Source organism: Vreelandella hamiltonii (assembly GCF_014651795.1).
Classification (GTDB): domain Bacteria; phylum Pseudomonadota; class Gammaproteobacteria; order Pseudomonadales; family Halomonadaceae; genus Vreelandella; species Vreelandella hamiltonii.
The window spans coordinates 1-22,656 of sequence record NZ_BMXO01000002.1; the positions used below are offsets into that span (position 1 = coordinate 1).

Annotated in this window: 24 protein-coding genes, 3 tRNA genes and 1 rRNA gene; 17 read left to right on the forward strand and 11 right to left on the reverse strand. The window is 61.2% G+C overall.

All coding sequences use genetic code 11. The features are described 5' to 3' along the window. Positions 1-205: 205 nt before the first annotated feature. Positions 206-321 (forward strand): 5S ribosomal RNA (gene rrf, locus IE061_RS03355). A gap of 99 nt (positions 322-420) precedes the next feature. On the opposite strand, the gene hisC is transcribed toward rrf, so the two are convergent. Beyond that, positions 421-1,482 (reverse strand): histidinol-phosphate transaminase, encoded by a 1,062-nt coding sequence (hisC, locus tag IE061_RS03360; RefSeq protein ID WP_016916055.1) that lies wholly within the window; start codon positions 1,480-1,482, stop codon positions 421-423. A gap of 191 nt (positions 1,483-1,673) precedes the next feature. Here hisC and IE061_RS03365 point away from each other — a divergent pair, with 191 nt between their 5' ends. From IE061_RS03365 to mnmH, 4 genes are all read left to right on the forward strand, one after another. Then, positions 1,674-2,123, forward strand: coding sequence for a copper resistance protein NlpE N-terminal domain-containing protein (locus IE061_RS03365; RefSeq protein WP_026001970.1), 450 nt, complete (start codon positions 1,674-1,676; stop codon positions 2,121-2,123). A 187-nt stretch (positions 2,124-2,310) separates the two neighbouring features. Further along, positions 2,311-3,684, forward strand: coding sequence for a DNA repair protein RadA (radA, locus tag IE061_RS03370; protein WP_026001971.1), 1,374 nt, complete (start codon positions 2,311-2,313; stop codon positions 3,682-3,684). A 58-nt stretch (positions 3,685-3,742) separates the two neighbouring features. Further along, positions 3,743-4,780, forward strand: coding sequence for a selenide, water dikinase SelD (selD, locus tag IE061_RS03375; protein ID WP_039182732.1), 1,038 nt, complete (start codon positions 3,743-3,745; stop codon positions 4,778-4,780). Next, entirely contained in the window at positions 4,777-5,865 is a 1,089-nt protein-coding gene (gene mnmH / locus IE061_RS03380; protein WP_193460994.1) for a tRNA 2-selenouridine(34) synthase MnmH, read from the forward strand. The genes selD and mnmH overlap by 4 nt, the downstream gene beginning before the upstream one ends. A 16-nt stretch (positions 5,866-5,881) precedes the next feature. Here the strand turns inward: mnmH and IE061_RS03385 are convergent, their stop codons facing one another. Further along, positions 5,882-6,574 carry a type 1 glutamine amidotransferase gene (locus IE061_RS03385; protein WP_193460995.1) on the reverse strand — a complete coding sequence of 231 codons (693 nt, stop codon included), beginning with the start codon at positions 6,572-6,574 and terminating at the stop codon, positions 5,882-5,884. A 155-nt stretch (positions 6,575-6,729) separates the two neighbouring features. Between IE061_RS03385 and IE061_RS03390 the strand changes: the two genes are divergently transcribed. Beyond that, on the forward strand, positions 6,730-7,332 hold the full coding sequence (locus IE061_RS03390) for a YjaG family protein (RefSeq protein ID WP_039182743.1): 603 nt from the start codon (positions 6,730-6,732) through the stop codon (positions 7,330-7,332). 29 nt (positions 7,333-7,361) lie between these two features. Here IE061_RS03390 and IE061_RS03395 read toward each other — a convergent pair whose 3' ends face one another. The 5 genes from IE061_RS03395 to hisB are packed head-to-tail and all read right to left on the reverse strand — an operon-like array spanning position 7,362 to position 10,693. After that, positions 7,362-7,868 carry a hypothetical protein gene (locus tag IE061_RS03395; RefSeq protein WP_039182746.1) on the reverse strand — a complete coding sequence of 169 codons (507 nt, stop codon included), beginning with the start codon at positions 7,866-7,868 and terminating at the stop codon, positions 7,362-7,364. Positions 7,869-7,877: 9 nt separating this feature from the next. Beyond that, positions 7,878-8,651: an imidazole glycerol phosphate synthase subunit HisF gene (gene hisF, locus IE061_RS03400; RefSeq protein ID WP_081136412.1), complete on the reverse strand. Its 774-nt coding sequence runs from the start codon at positions 8,649-8,651 to the stop codon at positions 7,878-7,880. Further along, positions 8,648-9,394 (reverse strand): 1-(5-phosphoribosyl)-5-[(5-phosphoribosylamino)methylideneamino]imidazole-4-carboxamide isomerase, encoded by a 747-nt coding sequence (gene hisA, locus IE061_RS03405; protein ID WP_016916062.1) that lies wholly within the window; start codon positions 9,392-9,394, stop codon positions 8,648-8,650. The genes hisF and hisA overlap by 4 nt, the downstream gene beginning before the upstream one ends. Positions 9,395-9,405: 11 nt before the next feature. Beyond that, a complete protein-coding gene (gene hisH, locus IE061_RS03410; protein ID WP_096921517.1) occupies positions 9,406-10,047 on the reverse strand; it encodes an imidazole glycerol phosphate synthase subunit HisH in 642 nt (213 codons plus the stop codon). 52 nt (positions 10,048-10,099) lie between these two features. Next, entirely contained in the window at positions 10,100-10,693 is a 594-nt protein-coding gene (gene hisB, locus IE061_RS03415) for an imidazoleglycerol-phosphate dehydratase HisB (RefSeq protein WP_039182755.1), read from the reverse strand. A 173-nt stretch (positions 10,694-10,866) separates the two neighbouring features. Here hisB and IE061_RS03420 point away from each other — a divergent pair, with 173 nt between their 5' ends. From IE061_RS03420 to IE061_RS03450, 7 genes are all read left to right on the forward strand, one after another. Next, positions 10,867-11,349: an acetyl-CoA sensor PanZ family protein gene (locus IE061_RS03420; protein WP_039182907.1), complete on the forward strand. Its 483-nt coding sequence runs from the start codon at positions 10,867-10,869 to the stop codon at positions 11,347-11,349. Continuing rightward, a complete protein-coding gene (locus IE061_RS03425; protein ID WP_193460996.1) occupies positions 11,349-13,682 on the forward strand; it encodes an AsmA family protein in 2,334 nt (777 codons plus the stop codon). Before IE061_RS03420 ends, IE061_RS03425 begins: the two co-directional genes overlap by 1 nt. 96 nt (positions 13,683-13,778) lie before the next feature. Beyond that, positions 13,779-14,876: an A/G-specific adenine glycosylase gene (gene mutY / locus IE061_RS03430; protein ID WP_193460997.1), complete on the forward strand. Its 1,098-nt coding sequence runs from the start codon at positions 13,779-13,781 to the stop codon at positions 14,874-14,876. Between the two features lie 44 nt (positions 14,877-14,920). Continuing rightward, positions 14,921-15,196 (forward strand): oxidative damage protection protein, encoded by a 276-nt coding sequence (locus IE061_RS03435; RefSeq protein ID WP_039182763.1) that lies wholly within the window; start codon positions 14,921-14,923, stop codon positions 15,194-15,196. Between the two features lie 154 nt (positions 15,197-15,350). Continuing rightward, a tRNA-Phe gene (locus IE061_RS03440) sits at positions 15,351-15,426 on the forward strand. 6 nt (positions 15,427-15,432) lie between these two features. After that, positions 15,433-15,507: transfer RNA gene (locus IE061_RS03445), tRNA-Gln, on the forward strand. 72 nt (positions 15,508-15,579) lie between these two features. Beyond that, a tRNA-Thr gene (locus IE061_RS03450) sits at positions 15,580-15,655 on the forward strand. A gap of 226 nt (positions 15,656-15,881) precedes the next feature. Here the strand turns inward: IE061_RS03450 and IE061_RS03455 are convergent. Beyond that, positions 15,882-16,223: a hypothetical protein gene (locus tag IE061_RS03455; protein WP_096921513.1), complete on the reverse strand. Its 342-nt coding sequence runs from the start codon at positions 16,221-16,223 to the stop codon at positions 15,882-15,884. A 27-nt stretch (positions 16,224-16,250) separates the two neighbouring features. Continuing rightward, positions 16,251-16,442, reverse strand: coding sequence for a hypothetical protein (locus IE061_RS03460; RefSeq protein ID WP_205738335.1), 192 nt, complete (start codon positions 16,440-16,442; stop codon positions 16,251-16,253). Positions 16,443-16,918: 476 nt separating this feature from the next. On the opposite strand from IE061_RS03460, the gene IE061_RS03465 reads away from it, so the two are divergent. From IE061_RS03465 to IE061_RS03480, 4 genes are all read left to right on the forward strand, one after another. Next, on the forward strand, positions 16,919-17,140 hold the full coding sequence (locus tag IE061_RS03465; protein WP_039182913.1) for a con-10 family general stress protein: 222 nt from the start codon (positions 16,919-16,921) through the stop codon (positions 17,138-17,140). 145 nt (positions 17,141-17,285) lie between these two features. Then, positions 17,286-17,489 (forward strand): hypothetical protein, encoded by a 204-nt coding sequence (locus tag IE061_RS03470; protein WP_039182769.1) that lies wholly within the window; start codon positions 17,286-17,288, stop codon positions 17,487-17,489. A 61-nt stretch (positions 17,490-17,550) separates the two neighbouring features. Then, positions 17,551-18,387 carry a manganese catalase family protein gene (locus IE061_RS03475; protein WP_096921512.1) on the forward strand — a complete coding sequence of 279 codons (837 nt, stop codon included), beginning with the start codon at positions 17,551-17,553 and terminating at the stop codon, positions 18,385-18,387. Between the two features lie 25 nt (positions 18,388-18,412). Beyond that, complete coding sequence (locus IE061_RS03480; protein WP_039182776.1) at positions 18,413-18,916, forward strand: ferritin-like domain-containing protein; 504 nt, start codon at positions 18,413-18,415, stop codon at positions 18,914-18,916. A 117-nt stretch (positions 18,917-19,033) separates the two neighbouring features. Here the strand turns inward: IE061_RS03480 and IE061_RS03485 are convergent, their stop codons facing one another. Then, a complete protein-coding gene (locus IE061_RS03485) occupies positions 19,034-21,058 on the reverse strand; it encodes a CocE/NonD family hydrolase (RefSeq protein WP_096921511.1) in 2,025 nt (674 codons plus the stop codon). Between the two features lie 9 nt (positions 21,059-21,067). Further along, complete coding sequence (locus IE061_RS03490) at positions 21,068-22,360, reverse strand: ATP-grasp domain-containing protein (protein WP_096923337.1); 1,293 nt, start codon at positions 22,358-22,360, stop codon at positions 21,068-21,070. Between the last annotated feature and the right edge of the window lie 296 nt (positions 22,361-22,656).

A 22,656-nucleotide genomic window follows, 5' to 3' on the forward strand; every position in this document is an offset into this window, starting at 1 on the left:
CGCTGCAAGGCGTTGAGCTAACGTGTACTAATGGCCCGTGAGGCTTGACCCTATAACACCCAAGGGGTCTGGTCGTGATGATAACGAGGAGTGTGAACGCACTCGACACACCGGATACGCCGCAGTGAGCCAGAGCGCTTGCTGACAAGAGACGCACACAATACACGTCAACGAATACTCAGCATGATATGCATTACCTGTTACGCCTGACGACCATAGCACGCGTGAACCACCTGATCCCATGCCGAACTCAGAAGTGAAACCGCTTAGCGCCGATGGTAGTGTGGGGTCTCCCCATGTGAGAGTAGGTCATCGTCAGGCACTTATATCGTAGAAAGCCCCGAGCACATTGTGTTCGGGGCTTTTTGCTGTGCGTTGCATACGTCGAAACACCCAGCTAAAGGCTGGGTGTGAGCATCGTCAGGCGCAGAGCGTTTCCATGGCTTCGATAAAGCTGTCCATTTCGTCGTCCGTGCCGATGGTAATGCGTAGAAAGTTGTTCAGCGCCTCGGTGTTGAAGTGCCTGACCAGAATGCCGCGCTCACGCAGGCCAGCGAAGAGCTGGGCGCCTTCATGGTGAGGGTGCTGGGCGAACAGGAAGTTGGCCTTGGAAGGCAATACCTCGAATCCAAGCCGCTCCAGGCGCTGGCGGGTGCGCTCCCGGGTGGCGATCACGTTATTGCGGCATGCGTCGAAGTGTTCGGTATCCTTCAGGGCTTCGATGCCCACCAGGCTGGCCAGGCTATCTACGGGGTAAGAGTTGAAGGAGTCCTTGACTCGCTGCAGGCCTTCGATCAGCTCGCTGGAGCCAATCGCATAGCCCAGCCTCAATCCTGCCAGGCTACGTGACTTGGAGAACGTGCCCGTGACCAGCAGGTTCGGGTAGCGGCTAATCAGCGACACGGCGCTGTCAGCGCCGAAATCCACGTACGCCTCATCCACCAGCACCACTCGGTCGGTGACTTTCTGAAGAAGCGCCTCGATAGCTTCCAGCGGGTGAGCATGGCCCGTGGGGGCGTTGGGGTTGGCAAAAATGACGCCACTTCGCTCACTCGCGCTGGCCAACGCATCCATATCCACTTCCCACTGGGCATTCAAGGGATGCTTGCGCAGCTCTACGCCGTAAAGGTTGGCATATACCGGATAGAAGCTGTAGGTGATGCTGGGTACATCGAGAGGTGCCCCTTGGCAAAAAAACGCCTGAAATGCGAAGGCCAGGACTTCATCGGAGCCGTTGCCCACGAAGGTTTCCGCGACGCTGACGCCGTAGCGGCTGGCCAGGGTTTCACGCAGCGCCAGAGAGGTAGGGTCGGGGTAGAGTCGTAAATGATCGGTAGGGTATTGGGCCAGCGCCTGGCTGACACCAGGAGCCGGGGGGTAGGGGTTCTCGTTGGTGTTGAGCTTGATCACGCGCTCGCGGGGCTGTTCGCCGGGAATATACGGGGTAAGATCCCTGACGGCAGGGCTCCAGTACTGGCTCATGGGGGTAACCTGATTGTGCGGATGTGAATATCCCCATGGTCGCCTGATGGCCGCAAGAGCGCAAGCATTCCCATTGGCCGCGATTCGGCCCATACTTCTCCTGTGAAGGGGTGGGCGTCGCACCTTGTAGCGGTTATGCTGTCATAAGCGCGCGAAAGAAATGTATGTCCAACACCATAAGGAGACACGCAATGCAATTCAGGAGTTTGCTAGCCGGTTCGGCTATGTTGGCACTGCTGGCGGGCTGCGCAGCTGGCCCGACGGATCAGCGCGACGACGCAGGCATGAGCGCCTCACAGGCTAACTATCAGGGTACTCTGCCCTGCCGTAACTGTGACGGCATTGACCTGGATGTGACCATGCAGGGTGAAGAAATGGCCGCTCCGGAAGAGCGTACCTTTACCTTGAATGCGACTTACCGCAATCACCCCCAGACACCGCCCGATGAAAACTACGCCGGTAACTGGGAAGTGCTGACGGGTACGCCTGCCGACCCCGACGCGACGGTCTACGAACTGACACCGGACGGTGACGGCCAGATCTACTACTTCCAGCGGATCGACGAGCGTACGCTCGAGCTGATCGACCCGGAGCGTCGTCGCTTTGAAAACGGCGAGATGCTGCAACTGCGTCGCCAGTAATCGCTGAGCGCATCGCATCAAGGCGGCCATTGGCCGCCTTTTGTATGTCTGGCGGTGGTGAAACAGTAGCAATGACGGTCGTTACAACCGTCTTAACGACCGTCGCAACAACCGTTGTAACAACTGTTGTAACAACTGTTGCAACAACAGTGGCAAGTACAGTCATGCGAGACAGGAGCGGCTAGCGGTGGCAAAAGCAAAGAGCGCCTTTGTGTGTACCGAGTGTGGTGCCGAGTATCGCAAGTGGCAGGGGCAGTGCACCAGCTGTCAGGAGTGGAATACGCTCAGTGAGATCCGGTTGACCAGTGCGCGGCCTGGCAGCGGAACGACGGCGACCGGGCGCGCTGGCTATGCGGGCAACCTCTCGAAGGAAGTCGTGGATCTCAGTAACGTCGACCTCAGCGAAGTGCCACGGTTGACCTCCACCTTTGCCGAGTTCGACCGTGTATTGGGAGGCGGCCTGGTACCGGGCTCGGCCGTGCTGCTGGGGGGGAACCCTGGGGCAGGCAAGTCGACGCTGCTGCTGCAAACGGCCTGCAAGCTGGCTCAGCAACGCCGCATCCTCTATGTGACCGGCGAGGAGTCGCTTTCCCAGGTCGCCATGCGAGCGCATCGCCTGCAGCTTCCCACCAACGGCTTGAAAATGTTGGCGGAAACCAGCGTCGAGACCATTCTGGCCGTTGCCGAGCGTGAAAAGCCCGAGATTCTGGTCATCGACTCCATTCAGACCATGCACCTGGAGGATATCAGCTCGGCGCCCGGCGGCGTGGCGCAGGTGCGCGAGTCTGCCGCAGCGCTGACCCGTTTTGCCAAGCAGACGAACACCGTGCTGCTGCTGGTGGGGCATGTCACCAAGGATGGCACCCTGGCAGGCCCCAAGGTGCTAGAGCACATGATCGATGCCTCGCTGCTGCTGGAGGGCGGGGCGGACTCGCGGTTTCGCACCCTGCGTGGCCAGAAGAACCGCTTCGGCGCGGTGAACGAGCTGGGTGTGTTCGCCATGCTGGAGCAGGGCTTGAAGGAAGTAAAAAACCCCAGTGCCATCTTCCTGTCGCGCCAGGAAGAGCAGGCTCCCGGCAGCCTGGTGATGGTGGTATGGGAAGGCACGCGGCCGATACTGGTGGAAGTGCAGGCGCTGGTCGATGAGTCAGCCCTGGGGAACCCGCGCCGGGTCGCCGTCGGGGTCGATCAGAATCGCCTGGCGATGCTGCTGGCGGTATTGAACCGGCATGGTGGGCTATTCACCGGTGATCAGGACGTGTTCTTGAACGTGGTGGGCGGGGTCAAGGTGCTGGAAACCAGTGCCGACCTGGCGGTGCTGCTGGCGGTAGTGTCGAGCCTGCAAAACCGTGCGCTGCCCAAGGAGCTGGTCGTGTTTGGCGAAGTGGGGCTTTCCGGCGAGATTCGCCCCGTGCCCAGCGGGCAGGAGCGTATTACCGAGGCGGCCAAGCATGGCTTCTTGCGCGCCATCGTGCCGCGCGCCAATGCGCCAAAGCAGTCGCCCAAGGGCATGGAGGTCATCCCGGTCGACAAGCTTAGCGATGCCCTTGAGGCGTTGTGACATGGACTATGCTGGATAGCAGAAACGCCAGCCCCGAGCACAGCAAAGGAGAGTCACCATGAGTTCGATTCGATTGACCCAGTACAGCCATGGAGCAGGCTGCGGCTGCAAGATTGCCCCAGACGTGCTGGACGGCATTCTGGCCAAGGCGGGCCCCGCCGCGGGGCATCAGCGCCTGATCGTGGGCAACCAGGGGCGAGAAGACGCCGCGGTGTACGATCTGGGCGATGGGCGGGGCATGATTGCTACCACCGATTTCTTCATGCCCATCGTCGATGACCCCTTCGATTTTGGACGCATTGCGGCCACCAACGCCATCAGTGATGTCTACGCCATGGGCGGCACGCCGGTGATGGCGCTGGGCATTCTGGGCTGGCCACTCGACAAACTCGCGCCCGAAATAGCCGGAGACGTCGTGGCCGGAGCACAGGCGGTATGCCGCGAGCTGGGCATTGCGCTGGCGGGCGGGCACTCCATCGATGCTCCAGAGCCGATCTTTGGCCTGGCCGTCAATGGCCTGGTGTCGCTTGACCAGCTAAAGCTCAATAGCCAGGCCAAGCCCGGTGACCTGCTGTATCTCACCAAGCCGTTGGGCGTGGGGCTGTTGACCACCGCTGAAAAGCGCGGCCTGCTGGAAGCAGGGCACCAGGGGCTTGCCCGTGAAACCATGCTCAAGCCCAACACCATTGGCGTTGCGCTGGCCGGTGTCAAAGGAGTGAACGCCATGACCGACGTGACCGGCTTCGGGTTGGCAGGCCATCTGGCGGAAATGTGCAGCGCCAGTGGCGTGAAGGCCCACGTGGACTTTCGCCGCTTGCCGCGCCTGGCCGAGGCCGAAGGCTACCGCCGCCAGGGAGCCGTTCCCGGTGGCACCCAGCGCAATCAGCAGGCGCTGGGCAGCGCCCTGCCCGCCATGGACGAAGCCCACTGGCAGTGGCTATGCGACCCGCAAACCTCGGGAGGGCTGCTGCTGAGTGTCGATCCCGCCTGGCAGGACGACGTGGAGCGCATTGGTCGCGAGCACGGCGTCACGCTGGAACCGTTTGGCGAGATGCAGCCTGCCAAGGGCAACGCCGTGATCCAGGTGGTCGGATGACGCTGCCCACGCTGCCTGCTTCTTTGGAGCTGGTGGCGCGTAATACGCCCTTGATCGATGTGCGTGCGCCGGTGGAGTTCGCCCAGGGCAGCCTGCCGGGAGCGGTGAACCTGCCGCTGATGGACGATGAAGAGCGCCGCCAGGTTGGCATTGCCTATAAACAGCAGGGCCAGCAGGCGGCGATTGCGCTGGGTGAACGGCTGGTCAGCGGTGCGGTGAAGCAGTCCCGAGTGCTGGCCTGGCAGGCTCACCTGGCGCGTTATCCGGATGCACTGATCTACTGCTACCGTGGCGGATTGCGCTCCCAAATCAGCCAGCAGTGGCTGGCCGAGGCGGGCCTGCTGCGGCCCCGCATCGAAGGTGGCTGGAAAGCCCTGCGGCAAAAGCTCTGCCAGCGCATCGACGAGGCCGCCCACCAGCCGCTGCTGGTGGTGTCTGGCCTGACGGGCTGCGCCAAGACGCCGTTGATCAACCAGTTGCCCAATGGCATCGACCTGGAGGCGTGCGCCCAACACAAGGGTTCCGCGTTTGGGCGTCAGCCGGAGGAGCCCGCCACGCAGATCGATTTTGAGCATGCGCTGGCTCAGCGGCTGATTGGCCAGCCGGGCAAGCTGGTGATGGAGGACGAGTCGCGGCAGATCGGCAATGCCAATATCCCGCTGCCGCTATGGCAGGCACTGCAACAATCGCCGCGCATCCGCATTGAAATGCCGCTGGACTGGCGGTTGGACCAGCTGCGCCGGGACTATATCGAAGCGCTGGAGAGAGGCTATACGGCTCGCTTTGGCCCCGATGAGGGGCGGCAACGCATGCAGCGACAGCTCGCAAGCGCCCTGGAACGGCTGGCCAAGCGGCTGGGGCATGCACGGCTACAGCGCTTGCAGCGGCTGCAGGCCATGGCGTTTCGTGCCCACGAGGCGGGCGACGTCCAGGCTCACGAGGCGTGGCTGGCCCCGCTGCTCACCGAGTATTACGACCCGCTCTATCGTTACCACCTGGAGAAACAGCAGAGCCACCGGCCGCCCGAGCTGCACGTGGGGGACTGGGAAAGCTGCCTGGCCGCCGCTCGGCAGTGGAGTGCCTAGCGGCGGCCGATACGCATCAGAGGCTTTTGAGCCACTGGGTCATGACCCGGTCCAGCAGCGGCGCCAGACGCTGAAAGCGCTTGGGGTCTGCCTGTATCTGCTCGCCGGTTTGCAGGAAGCGCCCGGCGGAAGGGCTCTTGGCCGTGGGGAGCGCCTCGGCATTCAGCAAGGAAGCCGCGCTGGCCTGGGTCATTTCGAGATGGCATAGCAGCGCCACCACGCGACCAGCATCCCAACTGAACCCCTGGAGCGGCGCCGCCGCACTGCCGCCCAGGGGCAGCGCGTCGTCAGGCAGGCTAAATACCAGGCGGTGCCACATGAAGGCATCGAACTGCTCGGGCAGGTCAAAGGTGCTCTCTGGCGCCAGGGTGACAGGGTGCCAGCCCGTTTCGGGGTAGGTGCCGGGGGCGATGACGGCGCCCAGGGCTTCGGCGATCCATAGCGCCCCCAGGCCAATGCCCATGACGGGTTTTTGGCCATCGAGGTAGCGGTGGATGAGCTTGCGCTCTGCCTTTTGCCAGGCAGGCGGGGCGCTGAACAGCGCGTCAGGGCCGCTTAGCACGATGAGCGCGTCGCACTCGCCAGGGCGCGGGGTCAGCTCCCCTGCGTATAGATGAAAAACGGTGTAACTATGGCCCATGCTCTCCAGCCAGTCTTGCAGGCGAGCGGGTCCATGGTCAGGGCCGTGCTGTAGCAGATGAATATGCATGGTAATCTCCTCGCCGGCCGCACACATCAAGCGCGGCGGAGCTTGCCCGCCGCGAGTGTGGGACGATAACGTATCGCGTCCACTTCACCAATACCGTTTATCAATACCGTTTCATCAATACCCTCTTCATCAACACAGTGACCCAGGACATCAGCATGGTGGCAAAACCCACAGGATTCTATCAGCGTCTGCAACTGCTGCCGCTGCCCGCCCAGCAAGCCTTCATGGCGGCCTTGTGCGAGCGGCTGCTACCCAACTACGCCCTCTACGAGCAAACCACGGGCCACGGTGATGGGCATACCCTGCGTACCGTGCTGAGCCTGGTGTGGGAGCGCTTGAGCGTGCCCAATGCCAGTATCGACTTTGCCCGTCAGGCGGAAAAGCTGGCGGAGTGCGAGCCACCGGCCAACGATGACAGTTTCGGGGCGCGCCGCGCGCTGGACGCCGTGGTCTCGATCTCGGCGCTGCTGGATACCTTGCAGGGTGAGTCGCCGGAAGCGGTGCTGGACGTGAGCCGCACTTCCCGGGCAGGAGTGCGGGCATTCATCGAGCTGACCGAGGGAGAGGTGGATGCACAGGCGCTGGCGCTGATCATCCGCGACCACCCGCTGATGGCCGATGAAAACGACTTTCAGGATGCGGTGCTGGAAGCCGTCAGCGAGCCGCTCACCAAAGCGGCGCTAAAAGAGATTCGCCTGCTGGGGCGCAACAACGGCATCAGCAACCTGGGGCTTTCGCTGGAAGAGGGCGACGAGTAGCCGCCCTTGGGTCTTGCGAACGAACGGCCTTAAAAACGGACGCCCGCCGTGATCATCATGCCCGCCGTGCCGAACACGATCAGGTCCGACTCGACGCGCCCCCACTGAATGCCCACGCTGGGCAGCAGGGCGGGGGCGATTTCGTAGCGGTTGAAGGGGATCTTGTCGCGGAACTCATCCTTGTAGCCCCGCAGCAGCCCGCCGGTGAGCTTGGCGCGCACGTTGATGTTGTCGCCCAACTGCCCTAGCGGAAACTCCCGCCCAGCGTAGAAGTACCAGGTGGGCTGGTCGAAGGAGTTCTTGAACCAGGCGGCACCCGCCAGCCAGCGGTCAGGGTTGTGCAGCTCTACACTCACCAGATCCTGCTGGTTGGTGTGCTCCGGGTCGGGGCTGAAGTGCCGGGTCAACAGGCTGGTTTGCACCAGCGTGTGGTCCAGCTCGAAGGCCGGTGGCCAGTCAGGCATAGAAAAGGCCGAGGCAGATGCGCTCAGCCAAATCATTGCCAGGCCACCTAACCAGGTGCAGGCACGCGGCATGTCACTCTCCTAAAGGCGCATCTCGATGCCACGTTCGGCCATGTAACGCTTGGCCTCGGGAATCGTGTGCTCGCCGAAATGGAAAATGCTGGCGGCCAATACCGCATCCGCACCGCCTTTCAATACGCCGTCCACCAGATGGTCCAGGTTGCCGACGCCGCCCGAGGCAATCACCGGCACGCTGACGGCCTCGGAAATGGCGTGGGTCACGCCCAGATCGAACCCGATTTTGGTGCCGTCGCGGTCCATGCTGGTCAGCAGTAGCTCGCCTGCGCCGAACTCGACCATTTTCCTGGCCCACTCGACAGCATCCAGGCCCGTCGGGCGGCGCCCACCGTGGGTGAAGATTTCCCAGCGGTCGGGTTCGCCCTCCTGAGAAACCTTCTTGGCGTCGATGGCCACCACGATGCACTGGCTGCCAAATCGGTCGGCGGCTTCCCGCACGAACTCCGGGTTGGTCACGGCGGCGGTGTTGATCGACACCTTGTCGGCGCCCGCGTTGAGCATGGTGCGAATATCGTCGCAGGTGCGAATACCGCCCCCCACGGTCAACGGGATGAACACCTCGCCAGCAATCCGCTCGACCATGTCCACGGTGGTGGCGCGGTCTTCGTGGCTGGCGGTGATGTCGAGGAAGGTGATTTCGTCGGCGCCTTGCTGGTTGTAGCGCTGGGCGATCTCTACTGGGTCACCGGCATCGCGGATACCGACGAAGTTCACGCCCTTCACCACGCGCCCGGCATCGACATCCAGGCAGGGAATAATGCGCTTGGCCAGGCTCATGCTCGGCCTCCGCTCAGCTCGTCGCTCAGGCGCTGGGCTTCGGCGACATCCAGGCTGCCTTCGTAGATGGCGCGTCCGGTAATCGCCCCCAGAATGCCGCTGTCGGCCACGTCGCATAGCGCGCGAATGTCATCCAGGTTGGTGACGCCGCCCGAGGCGATCACCGGCAGGCCGCCTTCGCGGGCCAACGCCGCGGTGGCTTCCACGTTCACGCCCTGCATCATGCCGTCGCGGGCGATGTCGGTGTAGACGATGCTGGAGACGCCATCGTTGGCGAAGCGCTTGGCAAGCTCGGTGGCCTTCACGGTGGACACCTCGGCCCAGCCGTCGGTGGCCACGAAGCCATCCTTGGCATCCAGGCCCACGATGATGTGGCCCGGGAAGGCGCGGCACATTTCACCGACGAATTCCGGCTCCTTGACTGCCTTGGTACCGATGATCACGTAAGAGACCCCGGCGTTCAGGTAGTGCTCGATGGTGTCCGCCGAGCGGATGCCGCCGCCGATCTGAATGGGCAGGTTCGGGTAGGCGCGGGCAATGGCCGTCACCGCGTCGCCATTGACCGGCTTGCCTTCGAAAGCGCCGTTCAGGTCCACCAGATGCAAGCGACGCGCACCGGCTTCTACCCAGCGCGCGGCCATGGCCACCGGGTCGTCGCCGTAGGAAGTGGCTTCGTCCATACGGCCCTGCTTCAAGCGCACACACTGGCCGTCTTTGAGATCAATCGCGGGAATTACCAACATAGTGAAACCTCTCAGGGCGTCCAGGTGACAAAATTTTCCAGCAGGCGAAGGCCTGCGCGGGAGCTTTTTTCCGGGTGAAACTGCACCGCGAAGGTGGCATCGCGGCCAATCGCCACGTGGGCGCTGACGCGACCGTAGTCCGTCGTGCCGAATACCTGGGCATCGTCGGCGGCATTCACGTAGTAGCTGTGCACGAAATAGAAGTGCTCGCGGTCATCGATGCCGGCCCACAGCGGATGGTCATGATGCTGGGCGACCAGGTTCCAGCCCATGTGCGGCACTTTCAAACGCTGATCCTGGGCATCGCGCATGTCCGCCGGGAAGCGGTCGACGCTGCCCTGGAAGAAGCCCAGGCAGTCCACGCCGCCATTCTCTTCGCTGCGCTCCATCAGCATTTGCTGACCCACGCAGATACCCAGCAGCGGCTTGGCCTGGCGGGTCAGAATCTCCTCCACCAGCCCGCGCAGCTCGGTACGCTCCAGCTCGCCCACGCAGTCGCGGATGGCCCCCTGGCCAGGCAGCACCACGCGGGTCGCGCCCAGAATGCGCCGTGGGTCACGGGTAATGATCACGTTCTCATGGGTGACGTGTTCGAGCGCCTTGGCGACCGAGTGCAGGTTGCCCATTCCATAATCGATCACGGCAATGGTCATGAAGCGCTCCTTGTCGAGGTCATCGAGCGATGGCTGATCGCTGCGTTAGGCATTACAAGCACCCTTTGGTGGAGGGCATCTGCCCGGCCATGCGGGGGTCTTCCGACACGGCCATGCGCAGGGCGCGGCCAAAGGCCTTGAAGATGGTTTCTGCCTGGTGGTGGGCGTTGAAGCCCTTGATGTTGTCGATGTGCAGCGTCACCCGGGCATGGTTCACGAAGCCCTGGAAGAACTCCCAGAACAGCTGGGTGTCCATGCTGCCGATGGTATCGCGGGTAAATTCCACGTTCATGAAGAGGCCGGGACGCCCGGAGAAATCGATGACCACCCGTGAGAGCGCTTCGTCCAGCGGCACGTAGGCGTGGCCGTAACGGTAAATGCCGCGCTTGTCGCCAATCGCCTCATGAAAGGCCTGGCCCAGGGTGATGCCCAGGTCTTCGACGGTGTGGTGGTCGTCGATATGCAGGTCGCCCTTGGCGTCGATATCGAGGTCGACCATTCCGTGCCGAGCCACCTGGTCAAGCATATGGTCCAAAAACGGAACGCCCGTCTGGCAGCGAAGACGGCCTTCACCATCAAGGTTGACGCTGACCGTGATCTGCGTTTCGTTGGTGTCACGGCTAACCGTGGCAATACGCGCTGACATGTTGCATCTCCTGCGCCGAGGCGCACTCTGAGGAATAATCGGCGGGCGGCGGCTGCGGCCAAAACAAGCATTATAGAGAATCGGCCCCCCCATCCGCTACAATGCGTGAAATGTCGCCGCCCATTGCGGCGCTCAAACAGCAGCCTGGCTGCATTGGCAACGAGGATTTCACCATGCCGGTGACACTGCAATACGTCGACCAGGCCCGATGGGACGCCGATGAGCAAGTGCGTATCGACCTCGTGCGTATCTATGAAGACGCACCGCAAGAGCGCATGCCACCCCCCAGGGTCTTGCCCTTCATAGAGCAGCATTTACAAGGGCAGCACGTGTTTGCCTGCGCCCTGTTCAACGAACGCCTGTTGGGAGCCGTGGCGGTGCAGGAAGGCGATGACCGCGCCTGGTGGCTATCCGAGCTGTGCGTGCGCAAGACCACGCGGCGGCGTGGCGTGGGCTCACGGCTGATGGCGCTGATGGGCGAACAGGCCAAGGAAGAGGGCCGCGTACTGCGTATTGCCACCACCACGCTGCCGCTGGCCGACCGCGTGCTGCTATCCAAATTGGGCTATCGGCCCATCGCCGATGCCGAGCCAACGGAACCGGGCCTCCCGGCCACCAGTGATTTTGTAGAGCTAGACCCCCAAGGGAAAGGTTAATGAAACAGCTACTCCGTATTTTACTGGCGGCCATCGGCATTCTTGCCATTGCCGCCGTCGCTGCCGTGGTCTATGTCACCACCTTTCTGGACCCGGAAGACTTCAAGCCCCGGCTGACCGCCGTGGTGGAAGAGCAGACAGGGCTCAATCTGGCGCTGGAAGGCCCGATCAGCTGGTCGTTCTACCCGCGTATCGGTGTCAGCGTCGAGCAGGCCCGTGCCTGGCTGCCCGAACAGTCGGTGGACGAGTCTGCTTTCGCGGCGATCAACCGGGCCGAGGTGAGCGTGGCCTTCGCGCCGCTGCTACGGGGTGAAATCGCCGTGGATGGCCTGACGCTCGACGGCATGCGCCTGAACCTGGTGAAAAACGCCGAAGGCGAGGGCAACTGGGAGCCGCTGCTGGAGCGCCTCTCCGAACACAGCAACGAGTCCGCCGAAACCGTGCTGGCACCTGCAAGCGCAGGCCCCAATGCCGATGCGGGCAACCTCTCGGTGGTGCTGAACATCGCCAGCGTAGAAGTCAAAGGGGCGGATATTCGCTACCGCGACGAACAGAGCCAGGCCCTGTGGCGGGTACAGCCGCTGAACATTTCGGGTACCAACGTCAACCCGGTGCGCTCCTTCCCGCTCAAGGCCATGTTCACGCTCTCCCGGCACAACCGCCTGGATGCCGAAGTGCTGGAGCGCACGCCGGACATGACCAGCGAGGTCAACCTGGAAACTCGCCTGCGCCTTGGCCTGCAGGATGAGCAGATCACTCTGGAGAATACCCAGCTCACCACGCAGACCCGCCCTGGCGCCAACAGCGAGCCCCAGCAGCTCAGCCTGAAAGCGGCTGAAATCGTGGCGCGCATGGGTGAGCAGCAGCTCAGCATTCGCCAGGGCGTGCTGGATGCCGGCCTGCGCCATGCCGACAACTGGCAGGGAAGCCTGGCCCTTTCGCTGGCATTCGGCCTGGAAGGCGATCTGGCCGCTCAGACCGCCCAGTTGAAGGACCTGCAACTGACCGGGCCGGATGGCCTGCGGGTCAGCGGCCACCTCAACCTCGAACAGCTGCTGGAAGCGCCCCAGTACAGCGGCCAGCTCACCGCAGCCCCCTTTACCCTGCGGCCCTGGATCTCGCGCACCGGCGCAACGCTCAATACCACCAGCGAAGCGGCGCTGAGCGACGTGGCCCTGACCAGCCCGGTCGAAGGTGATCTCTCGCGCATCGCCTTGCCACGCCTCTCGTTGGTCATCGATGACAGCACCTTTACCGGCGACGTGAGTGCTGCTCTGGATGGCAGCCAATTGAGCTTCAATCTGGACGGTGACCAGCTCAACCTGGACCACTACCTGCCGCGGCCTGCCGCCCCTGAGCAAGCCAGCCGAGGCCTGCTGCGCAGCGCCTTTGCCCAGGCCGAAGAAGCCCTGCTGCCCCAGGAGTGGCTCAGCGGCCTGACGCTGCAGGGTGACCTCAGCGTCGGCGAGCTGCAGCTGGCGGGCATGACCTTCAACGACACCCAGCTGGCGCTGCGCGGTGACGAGGGCAACCATCGCCTGACCGGCTTCGAATCGCGTTTCTATGGCGGCGAGCTCAACGCCACCGGCGCGCTGGACGCCACCGACAGCGTGATGACCTGGCAATTCGCGCCGCGCATCAGCAATGTGCAAGTGGCCCCGTTGATCGAAACCTTCAGTGACGAAGAGGCCCCGCTGCGCGGCCGCTTCAATCTGGAAGGCAGCTTGACGACCCAGGGCAACAGCCGTCAGGTGCTGCTCAGCAACCTCAACGGCGAGCTGGATGCCCGGCTGAACGAAGGCGCTATCCTGCGTACCAATATCTCCCGTGAGATGTGCGAGCTGGCGGCGCTGCTGGAAGGCCAGGGCACCACCCGTGAGTGGCATCCCGATACGCGCTTCGAGCGCTTCGACGCCACGTTCCAGGTACGCAACGGCGTCGTGCACAGCGATGACTTGTCGATCACTCTGCCGGGTATCGAAGTGCAAGGCGAGGGCGAGCTCAACCTGACCTCTCAGGACTTCATGACGCTGGCCAATGCACGCCTTGTCGATACCGCCGACGCCGCCTGCCAGGTGAACCCGCGTCTGGAGCAGCTGCCGCTGCCCATCCGCTGTGAAGGCCACCTGGGGGATGATAAAGCCGAATGGTGCCGCTTCGACCGCACCGCGTTCCAGGCCAGCGTGGTAGATTTGCTGCGCACTGAAGCGGGCGGCCGTCTGGAAGAAGAGCTCGAAGAGCGCCTGGGCACCACCATCGAGCGCATCGACGAGCGCCTGGGCGAGGGCGCGGGCCAGGAGCTGCGCGAAGGTATTCGCCGCCTGTTCAATTGATACGCCTGCCTTCTTATAGAGAAGGAGGCACCACCCCCTGCATGCGCCGGCCTTACCGCCGGCGCTTTTTTCATGGCAAGCACTTCAGGAGTGACCATGGCCGAGATGCCTACGCCGTGCCTGGCGGCCGATGAGTTTCAACACCGTCTACTGCGCTGGTTCGACCAGTATGGCCGCCACGACCTGCCCTGGCAGTCACCCCGCAGCGCCTACCGCGTCTGGGTGTCGGAAATCATGCTGCAGCAAACCCAGGTGGCCACGGTAATTCCCTACTTCGAACGTTTCATGGAGCGCTTCCCCACGCTGGAGGCCCTGGCCTGCGCCCCTCAGGATGAAGTGCTGCACCTCTGGACAGGGCTGGGCTACTACGCCCGCGCTCGCAACCTGCACAAGGCGGCCCAGCTGGCGATGGCCGAGCATGGCGGCGAGCTGCCCACCCAGAGCGTCGATATGCTGATGACGCTGCCCGGCATCGGCCGTTCCACTGCCGGGGCGATCATTGCCCAAAGCACCGGCCAGCAGGCCGCCATTCTGGATGGCAACGTCAAGCGTTCGCTGACACGGCTGCACGCCGTGGCGGGCTGGCCCGGCCAGCCTGCGGTAGAGCGCTCCCTGTGGGCGCTGGCCGAGTACTTCACCCCTACCACGCGGTTGGCCGACTACACCCAGGCGGTGATGGATTTTGGCGCCACGCTGTGCAAACGCAGCAAGCCTGATTGCCCCATCTGCCCGTTCAATGACATATGCCGCGCCTACGCCCAGGGCGAACCGCAGCGCTTCCCGGAATCGAAGCCCAAAAAAGTTACCCCCACCCGTGAAACCCTCATGCTGATGCTGCAGGACCCCCAGGGGCGCGTGTGGCTGGAACAACGCCCGCCCAGCGGCCTGTGGGGCGGGCTCTGGAGCCTGCCGCAGTTCGAGCGCCACGGCGAGCTGAACCACTGGCTGGAGGATAATGTCGTCGCCGCCCGGCGCCTGGCGCCGCTGCCCGCCTTTACGCATACCTTCAGCCACTTCAAGCTTTTGATCACCCCGCAGCCAGTGAGCTGTGAACGGCTCACCGGAGTGCGCGAAAATGGCCTATGGTATGACGTTCACCAGCCACCTGCGTTAGGCTTGGCGGCACCCGTCAAATCGCTGCTGAGCCAGCTGGCGCCGTTTGACCTCGACCCGGCACCGGGGCCAGCGCGCTGACGACTGGCACGATTTTCATTAGGCATCCGCCCAGGAGCTATTCCATGAGCAACACCGTTTTTTGCCGCAAGTACCAAAAAGAGCTGCCCGCGCTACCTTTCCCGCCGCTGCCCGGCAAGCAGGGCCAGGAAATACAGGCCACGGTGTCACAGCCCGCCTGGCAAGAGTGGCAGGCCCTGCAAACCCGCCTGATCAATGAAAAGCACTTGAACATGCTCGACCCCGAAGCACGCGCCTACCTGATGGAGCAGATGGAACGCTTCCTGAACAACGAAGCCACCGACCAGGCCGAAGGGTACGTGCCCCCCAGCCAGGCATAAGCCCCCGCCGGGGCTCCGCCGTTACCCGCAAAGGGCGCAGGCGTGGCCGTGGCTCACGCGGCCCAATGTGCCCTAAGCATGTGACGAGAAAGAAAGTTTCACAAAGGTGTTGACGAAAACCGAAGCTTTTGGTTTAATACGCACCGTTGGCAAGGGCCAGATAGCTCAGTTGGTAGAGCAGGGGATTGAAAATCCCCGTGTCGGCGGTTCGATTCCGTCTCTGGCCACCACAACGTTGGGGTATCGCCAAGTGGTAAGGCACCGGTTTTTGGTATCGGCATTCCCAGGTTCGAATCCTGGTACCCCAGCCATTGCCAACAAGATTTCTTGTTGATTGGCTAGCTTAACGGCAACCCAATCAAATTCTCAAGAAAACGCGACGCGCCGACATAGCTCAGTTGGTAGAGCAACTGACTTGTAATCAGTAGGTCCCGGGTTCGACTCCTGGTGTCGGCACCACTAAAAGTGGTTCAAAAGCAAAGCGTTAGAGAACATGATCAAGCCGCCCTTTGGGGCGGCTTTTTCGTATGTGTCTACAAAGTGTCTACAGCTGTAGACACTGCCAAGGGGTTGAGCTTGTGTAAGCGCGCGCCAGCTTTGGCATGATCTGGCGCTATGTTTGGCACACAATTTTTAATTAATAGCAGCACTGTTTTGCAATGCGTTTGGCACTTGCTAAATCAGCTCAAACCGACCCCTCTCTTAATAGCTTGGCAACTTCCTCCGCCGCTGCCGCCGCATTATGTTGATCAAGGGTATCCATATAGCCGACCTGCACACTGAATTGGTAGGTTGACTTTTTATTGGCGTAACGATTGAAGATATCGATCAGGCCTTTCCGAACCCACTCTTCATTCGTTAATAGCTTTTCTGTCTTCTCATGCGAAAGGTTGATGAAATCCCATTGAACTTTGCTGTAGGTTGTTCTGTTCAGGCAGAGCACATAAGGCTGATCCTGCTTCTCACACTGCTTGAACCACTCATTGATTTGAGCAATATCACGCTCTTTACATTCCTTAAATAGCATAGTGCTTTATCCTTCTGGATTTTCTGGTTAAAACAACCCCGCAGGCTCCGCATCCACATCCCAACTGAAGATCAGCACCTCTTTGGTGTGTGGGCCTTTGCCGCCGCCGACGGTGTAGCGTATATCGGTGGTTTCGATGTGGTAGTCCGCGAAGATCCGGTGGATGTCTGGGTGGTCGTTGAGGCTGATGATGGCCTTGCCTTTCAGCTTGGCCAGCATGTTCGCCATTTCCTCGTACTGTTCTATGCCAAAGAGTACCTCATCTTCATCCACATTCCAGCAGGGCTGGCCGATATAGATCAGGCGCGTCGCTCAATGCATCGGATTGGTGCGGCTAGCGGCTCCACCTCACACAGCCGTTTCAATCTCGATGGCATGTGGATGGGGGTCATGATGATAGGCGCCCATCGCACAACATTTGTAGGTAATCCTTCCTACCTGAATTCATCGGTTTGGCGTGTTGCTCTTTTTGTTTGCCGCCTTTGTATCTTTTTTAATTCTTGTGATTAATGTTTGTTTGTTCTCTTTCTTTAATACATATGCCAACACCCAATCATAAACATTAAACGTTCATGATTGTCGTTCTCTTTCCTTGATATGCCCTCGGCGTTCACTAACCTCAAAGGGCTCGAGCGATAAATCGAGCGTTCTCAATCAATGAGTTTTGCCGATTACATGCAATAAGGAGATTGATCATGGCGAATAATCGCAACGATGGCGGAATGAGTCGCGAAGAGGCAGGACAGAAAGGCGGTGAGGCGACTTCCCGCAACCACGGTAAAGAGTTTTACGAAGAGATTGGCCAGAAAGGCGGCCAGAACAGCGGTGGCAATTTTGCCAACGACCCTGAGCGTGCCTCGGAAGCAGGCAAGAAGGGCGGCGAAAATAGCCATGGCGGTGGTGGCAACCAGCGCTGACCGCATCGGGCTCGGCCACGCCAGGCGTGGCGTTGATGCCCGTCCAGGAGCGCCAATGTGCCGTTGGCGCTCTCTTTGATCCCGTTGGTTGAACGGGTTCGAAGCCACGGATACCGGTATGCACTCACGACTCAAGGAGAGATGGATGAATAGTCCCGTGAATGACAAGAACTTCGACATGGTGAGCACGCTTTATCATGCGTCCAAAGGTGTTCAGCTGTGTTCGCAGTTCTCGGAAGATGCCAAACAGCACTCGGACGACGAAGCGCAGCAGTTTTTCGACCGAGTGGCCAAGAGCTATGAGGACATTGCCGAGCAGGCACGGAAGCAACTGAAACAGAAGCTTTGAGTGACTGGCCAGGGGAGTACCCCCTGGCCATCACCTCGGCTATCAAGGAGGAGATCGCGCTATGTTCCACCATTCCAGCAAGCTTCAGTATCCCGTGAAAGTGGATAAGCCCAACCCCGAGTTCGCCATGCTGCTGCAACAGGCCATTGGCGGCATCGAAGGGGAAATTCGCGTGGCCATGCAGTATTTTTTTCAGGCAATGGGCGCGCGGGGCGATGATCGAATTCGAGACATGCTGATGTCTACAGCGACGGAAGAGCTGTCGCATATCGAGATGCTGGGGCATGCCGTCGCCTTGAACCTGGAGGGCGCGCCCGTGGCCTACCAGGAAGCCACGGCTCAGGACCCGGTGATGAACGCCATTCTGGGGGGCGCCAACCCCCGCCACCTGCTTTCGTCGGGGCTGTCGGCCATGCCGGTGAACGCCAACGGCGTGCCTTTCGACATGAGCCATGTATACGCCACCGGCAATATTGCCGCCGACATGCTGGCCAATGCCACCGCCGAAGCGGGTGGCCGCGTGCTGGCCTCGCGGCTATACAACTGGACCGACGACCACGGCATGAAGGATTTTCTGTCGTTCCTGATTGCCCGGGATACCTACCACCAGCAGCAGTGGCTGGCGGTCATCGAAGAGCTGGGCGGCTTAGAGAAGCAGTTGCCGATCCCCAACGCGACGCCTCAGGACCATGAGGCCATGCAGCACTCCTACTACTACCTCAATACCCTGCTGGACAAGGAAGCGCCCCAGGGCCGCTGGGCAGAAGGTCCTTCGCTGGATGGCCGCAGTGAATTCAGCGTGCGCAACCAGCCATCACCGGAAGGGCAGGAGCCGAGCCTGGGCGGGGCCAAAGAGAAGTCTGGCGCCCAGAAAGAGCAAATCGACCCGAACAAGTAGGCTTGTGACACAAGGAGAGGACACCATGGAAGCTCACTATCTGGAAAACTGGCTGCGCGATGCCCACGCCATGGAAAAGCAGGCTGAGGATATGTTGAAGTCACAGGCGAAACGTCTGGAACATTACCCTGAGCTGCGCGCCAGAATCGACCAGCACCTGCATGAAACCGAGCATCAGGCCGAGAAGCTGGAACGGGTCATGCACGACCTGGGCATCGACACCTCGGCCATGAAAGACCTGGGCGGCAAGCTCTCTGCCTTTGGCCAGGCGCTGGGTGGCATGATGGCAGGTGACGAAGTCGTGAAAGGCGGCATTGCCAGCTACGCCTTCGAGTGCTTTGAAATTGCCAGCTATCGCGCGCTGATAGCGGCCGCCGAAAAGGCCAATCAGCCTCAAGTGGTACAAGTCTGCCAGGAAATCCTGCAGGAAGAGCAGGCCATGGCCGACTGGTTGAGCCAGCATCTTGATGACACCACCCAGGCCTTTTTGGCTCGGGCTGAAAATGATGACCTGAAAGCGAAGAGATAGCGCGGCCTAGCCCAGCCCTGCTATGCCCGCTTCCCCGGCCTTTGGCCGGGGTTTTTTTGTGGTTGGCCCGCCAGAAAAGCGGGCCGAGCGTCAGAAGATTACAGTCAGTACCGAAGATTACAGATGGTCCCGAGGAATCCTCGACGACCAATTCTTGGAAAACACGCGATACGACTGCTCGTAGGCATCCAGCTGGGCGTGGACGATAAAGTGCGTGTCGGTGCAGCTCAGCACCGTGCGGGTATACACCTCGGTATCCCAATCGCCCCGTTTGAAGTGGCTTTCGGTGAGGGTTTCTCCCCGAGCCGAGGTGAAATCATCCGTCACCGTGCTGTAGTACTCCCGCGCACAGCGGTGTACCTCGGTGCCCGTGTCGTCGATGCAAAAGCGCCCCTGATCGTTGATGACTTCCAGGGTCGAGCGCTTGGTGGCCAGGTCACGGTGCAGCAGCCAATTGTGCTGGCTGGGGGCCAGCGGCGTCGTGGCCAATGGGGGCGCTTGCTCGGGTGGGCCAAAGGGCTGCGCGGGCTCGTGGTCGGGGGCGTGCCGTACCGGCAGGTGCAGCGCGCACTGGTCGTAAATGATATCCACCTGAGCAGGCCGAGGAGAGAGCCATGCCAGCGGCCAGTAAGAGGTAGAGAGCGAGACCCTCAACTGATGGCCAGCAGGGAAGCGCTGGGCAATGCCGTTCATGGGAATGCTCACCCGGTAAGCTTCGCCTGGGGTCAACAGGCTGGGATGAGCATCGCTGTCGCGGTGGGTCAGGTTCAATAGCCCGTAGGTAACGCGGGTGGCCTTGCCGTCCGGGGCCACGTCGGAAAGGCGAACGGCCAGCATGGCCTGGGGCTGGTCGCTGGTCACCGTGAGGGTCACGCTGGGGATGCCGACGATGTCTAGCGGCTCGGAGAGCGGGCCGCTGCTGAAAATCAGCGACCCGCCATCTTCTTCACGCTGGTCGCCGGGCAGGTCGGGCGTGGCGGCGTAGGAGCACCACTTGCCTGCTGCCATGCCCACGCTGATGGGCGACTGCAAGCCCTGGCGTGGCGGCGAGGCCTCCTCGGCAGGAGGCACCGTGGTCAAGCGATAGGGCTGCAGGTAGTAGCGCGTAGGTTGAATGCGCGGAGAGGGCCATTGCGGTTCGCTTACCCAGCGCCCTGGGCGATGGCAATAACGGTTGTCGGGGGGCACGCTGTCCTGCTGCCACACCTGCAGCATGGGGTCGTCCATGATGCCGTTCTGCTTGTCCTTCAGCCAGTAATCCCACCAGCGCAAGGCTTCCTGCAGAAAGCCAATGGCCGGGCCGGGGATGCCCTGATGAGGGTACTTGTGGCCCCAGGGCCCTATCAGGCCCTTGCGCGGTACGTCGAGGTGCTCCATGAGGCGAAGCACGGTATTGGTAAAGCCGTCGGCCCATCCGCCTACCGCGTAGACCGGGCAGCGTATGGCATCGTAGCGTTCTCCCACCGAGCTTGCCGTCCAGTAGTCGTCGCGGCGCTGGTGGCGCAGCCACTGGTCGATCCAGAGGCCGCTGTGCTCCATGCGCTCGAACCACATTTCCCGCCAGCGCTCACCGACGATCTCCGGGTCGGGCGGCAGGGCGTTGAAGGCCAGCATGACGGTGGCTTCCGACAGGTTGTCGCCCAGCAGGCAGCCGCCCATGTAGTGCATGTTATCGGCGTACAAATCATCGCTGGAGCAGAGGCTGATGACGGCTTTCAAGGCCGGTGGCTGGCGGGCCGCCACTTGCAGGCTGTTGAAGCCGCCCCACGAAATGCCCATCATGCCGACCTGGCCGCTGCACCAGGGCTGCTCGGCCAGCCAGGCAATCGCCTCCACGGCGTCCTGCTGCTCCTGCTGGGTGTACTCATCGGTGAGCACGCCATCCGAGTCACCGCTACCCCGCATGTCGATGCGAATACAGGCATAACCATGGCCCGCCATGTACGGGTGATTGCCGGCATCCCGCCCGCGGGTCACGTCGCGCTTGCGGTAAGGGATGTACTCCATGATGGCAGGAAACGGCGTGTCATCTGGCGTTTCGGGCAGCCACAGCTTGGCAGCCAAGCGCTGGCCATCGCGCAGGGGAATAAAGACGTTTTCGATGTGGCGAACGGGGTAGGGAAAGTCGCGGACGATATCCATGGGGTCTCCTTATCGGCGGATCGGTTCGATCTCGAAATTGAGAAAGTCCAGGCAGTATTGATAGCGCTCCTCTATTTCTTCATGGGTCGTGCCGGTGAGATGCAGCGTGCCCAGGCGATAGCAGAAGCTGTCCTGGTGCATCAGCTGGCTGAGCTGCTGGCCGGGGGCGACATCGATGAGCACCTCCGTGTGGGGCAGGCGAGCTTGCAGCTCGGCAATCTCGGCAGGGCTGGGGATGCGTTTGACCACGCCATCCTCGTGGGGGTATGGAATGAAGCATTTGGCCGCCACGGGCGCGACGCCCTGGCGGCTGAGCAGGGAGGGGCGTTGGCCCAGCGCAATGTCCACGGCGATCTCGTGATTGGACATGCCGTCCACCAGCACGAAAATATCGCTATGGGACTGCGAAATGCGGGTGTTGAACTCGATCAGCCAGAGCTGCTGGCGAGCCTCGTCCCACATGAACTCGGCATTGAAGCAGCCATTGTTGTAACCGATGTGGGTCAAAAAGCGCTTGGCGGTATCCACCATCTTGTGATGCACGTGCTCGGGCAATTGGCTGGGATACTCCAGCCGGTCGAACAGAGACGCCGAGTGCTCTGCCTTGGGCTGAGCAATGATGCCGTGCACATTGAACTCGCCCTGGAAGACAGACCCCTCCGGCGCGGCCTGGACACCGCTGATCAGCGACTCCGCGATGCACGCATTGCCTCCCAGGTGGGCGATGTCATCGGGCAGCTCGGCGTAGGCCAGCGCTTCGTTGAAGGCATCGCCCAACTGACGAATGCCCTGGCGAATCTCGCCGATGGCATGGTGAAAATCTGCCTCGTTCTCGATCTTGAAGCCCAGGTGGGAAGAAAAGGCCTTGACCGGCTTGAGCCAGAACGGAAAGGGCAGGGTGACCTGTGCCAGCGGGTCTTCGGCGAACGGGTCGAGGCCGCAAAAATCGGGCACCACCTCAGGAATGACGTGTTGCTGCTCGATACGGCTCCACAGCTTGTGCTCGCACTTCAAGACGCTGGTGAGCGAAGGAGAGGGGATTTGATACTGCTGGCACAGCAGGGGCACCATGACGCTGGTAGGGAAGTCCCATTGGGCAATGATGGCATCAATGGTGCCGGGAAATGCCGAGAGCTGTTTTTCGACTCGTTTCAATAACTGGTTGAATGAGACATTGGGTGCCTCGACCGCGCTTTCGACGGTCAATAGTCCATGCAGTTCCAGAGACTTTCTATCTCTTAATGTTTGTAGTGCTTTTTGTTGCTTTTCTTCCAGAGCGATAATAAAGACATTGCGTTTCATGGCCTGCTCCATCAGGTAACGTTAGGCGTGAGATCCTTGTCGCCGTGATGAAGATTATGAAATGAAAAGTTTATTGGCTAGTCTATTATAAGTCGTCAGTTTTAAAATTAATGTATGTGGCAGAGGTGCGTTAAAGCTACAGGAGTGAATGTTTTTGGATGTTGCTGAAAGGGGGGTGTTTTGTTGATGGTTTTATGTCGAGTGTTTTAGTGGGCCGTTTTCACAAAGAAAGTTCTGATGGTTTGATGCCGATATTGGGCAGGTTCAATGTAGTGTTATGTTATTAAGGTTTTTTA

Excerpts from the sequence above, each read along its gene's own strand:
- hisC (WP_016916055.1), bottom strand. The coding sequence starts at position 1,482 with ATGAGCCAGTACTGGAGCCCTGCCGTCAGGGATCTTACCCCGTATATT.
- IE061_RS03365 (WP_026001970.1), top strand. The coding sequence starts at position 1,674 with ATGCAATTCAGGAGTTTGCTAGCCGGTTCGGCTATGTTGGCACTGCTG.
- selD (WP_039182732.1), top strand. The coding sequence starts at position 3,743 with ATGAGTTCGATTCGATTGACCCAGTACAGCCATGGAGCAGGCTGCGGC.
- mnmH (WP_193460994.1), top strand. The coding sequence starts at position 4,777 with ATGACGCTGCCCACGCTGCCTGCTTCTTTGGAGCTGGTGGCGCGTAAT.
- IE061_RS03385 (WP_193460995.1), bottom strand. The coding sequence starts at position 6,574 with ATGCATATTCATCTGCTACAGCACGGCCCTGACCATGGACCCGCTCGC.
- IE061_RS03390 (WP_039182743.1), top strand. The coding sequence starts at position 6,730 with ATGGTGGCAAAACCCACAGGATTCTATCAGCGTCTGCAACTGCTGCCG.
- IE061_RS03395 (WP_039182746.1), bottom strand. The coding sequence starts at position 7,868 with ATGCCGCGTGCCTGCACCTGGTTAGGTGGCCTGGCAATGATTTGGCTG.
- hisF (WP_081136412.1), bottom strand. The coding sequence starts at position 8,651 with ATGAGCCTGGCCAAGCGCATTATTCCCTGCCTGGATGTCGATGCCGGG.
- hisA (WP_016916062.1), bottom strand. The coding sequence starts at position 9,394 with ATGTTGGTAATTCCCGCGATTGATCTCAAAGACGGCCAGTGTGTGCGC.
- hisH (WP_096921517.1), bottom strand. The coding sequence starts at position 10,047 with ATGACCATTGCCGTGATCGATTATGGAATGGGCAACCTGCACTCGGTC.
- hisB (WP_039182755.1), bottom strand. The coding sequence starts at position 10,693 with ATGTCAGCGCGTATTGCCACGGTTAGCCGTGACACCAACGAAACGCAG.
- IE061_RS03420 (WP_039182907.1), top strand. The coding sequence starts at position 10,867 with ATGCCGGTGACACTGCAATACGTCGACCAGGCCCGATGGGACGCCGAT.
- IE061_RS03425 (WP_193460996.1), top strand. The coding sequence starts at position 11,349 with ATGAAACAGCTACTCCGTATTTTACTGGCGGCCATCGGCATTCTTGCC.
- mutY (WP_193460997.1), top strand. The coding sequence starts at position 13,779 with ATGGCCGAGATGCCTACGCCGTGCCTGGCGGCCGATGAGTTTCAACAC.
- IE061_RS03435 (WP_039182763.1), top strand. The coding sequence starts at position 14,921 with ATGAGCAACACCGTTTTTTGCCGCAAGTACCAAAAAGAGCTGCCCGCG.
- IE061_RS03455 (WP_096921513.1), bottom strand. The coding sequence starts at position 16,223 with ATGCTATTTAAGGAATGTAAAGAGCGTGATATTGCTCAAATCAATGAG.
- IE061_RS03460 (WP_205738335.1), bottom strand. The coding sequence starts at position 16,442 with ATGCTGGCCAAGCTGAAAGGCAAGGCCATCATCAGCCTCAACGACCAC.
- IE061_RS03465 (WP_039182913.1), top strand. The coding sequence starts at position 16,919 with ATGGCGAATAATCGCAACGATGGCGGAATGAGTCGCGAAGAGGCAGGA.
- IE061_RS03470 (WP_039182769.1), top strand. The coding sequence starts at position 17,286 with ATGAATAGTCCCGTGAATGACAAGAACTTCGACATGGTGAGCACGCTT.
- IE061_RS03475 (WP_096921512.1), top strand. The coding sequence starts at position 17,551 with ATGTTCCACCATTCCAGCAAGCTTCAGTATCCCGTGAAAGTGGATAAG.
- IE061_RS03480 (WP_039182776.1), top strand. The coding sequence starts at position 18,413 with ATGGAAGCTCACTATCTGGAAAACTGGCTGCGCGATGCCCACGCCATG.
- IE061_RS03485 (WP_096921511.1), bottom strand. The coding sequence starts at position 21,058 with ATGGATATCGTCCGCGACTTTCCCTACCCCGTTCGCCACATCGAAAAC.
- IE061_RS03490 (WP_096923337.1), bottom strand. The coding sequence starts at position 22,360 with ATGAAACGCAATGTCTTTATTATCGCTCTGGAAGAAAAGCAACAAAAA.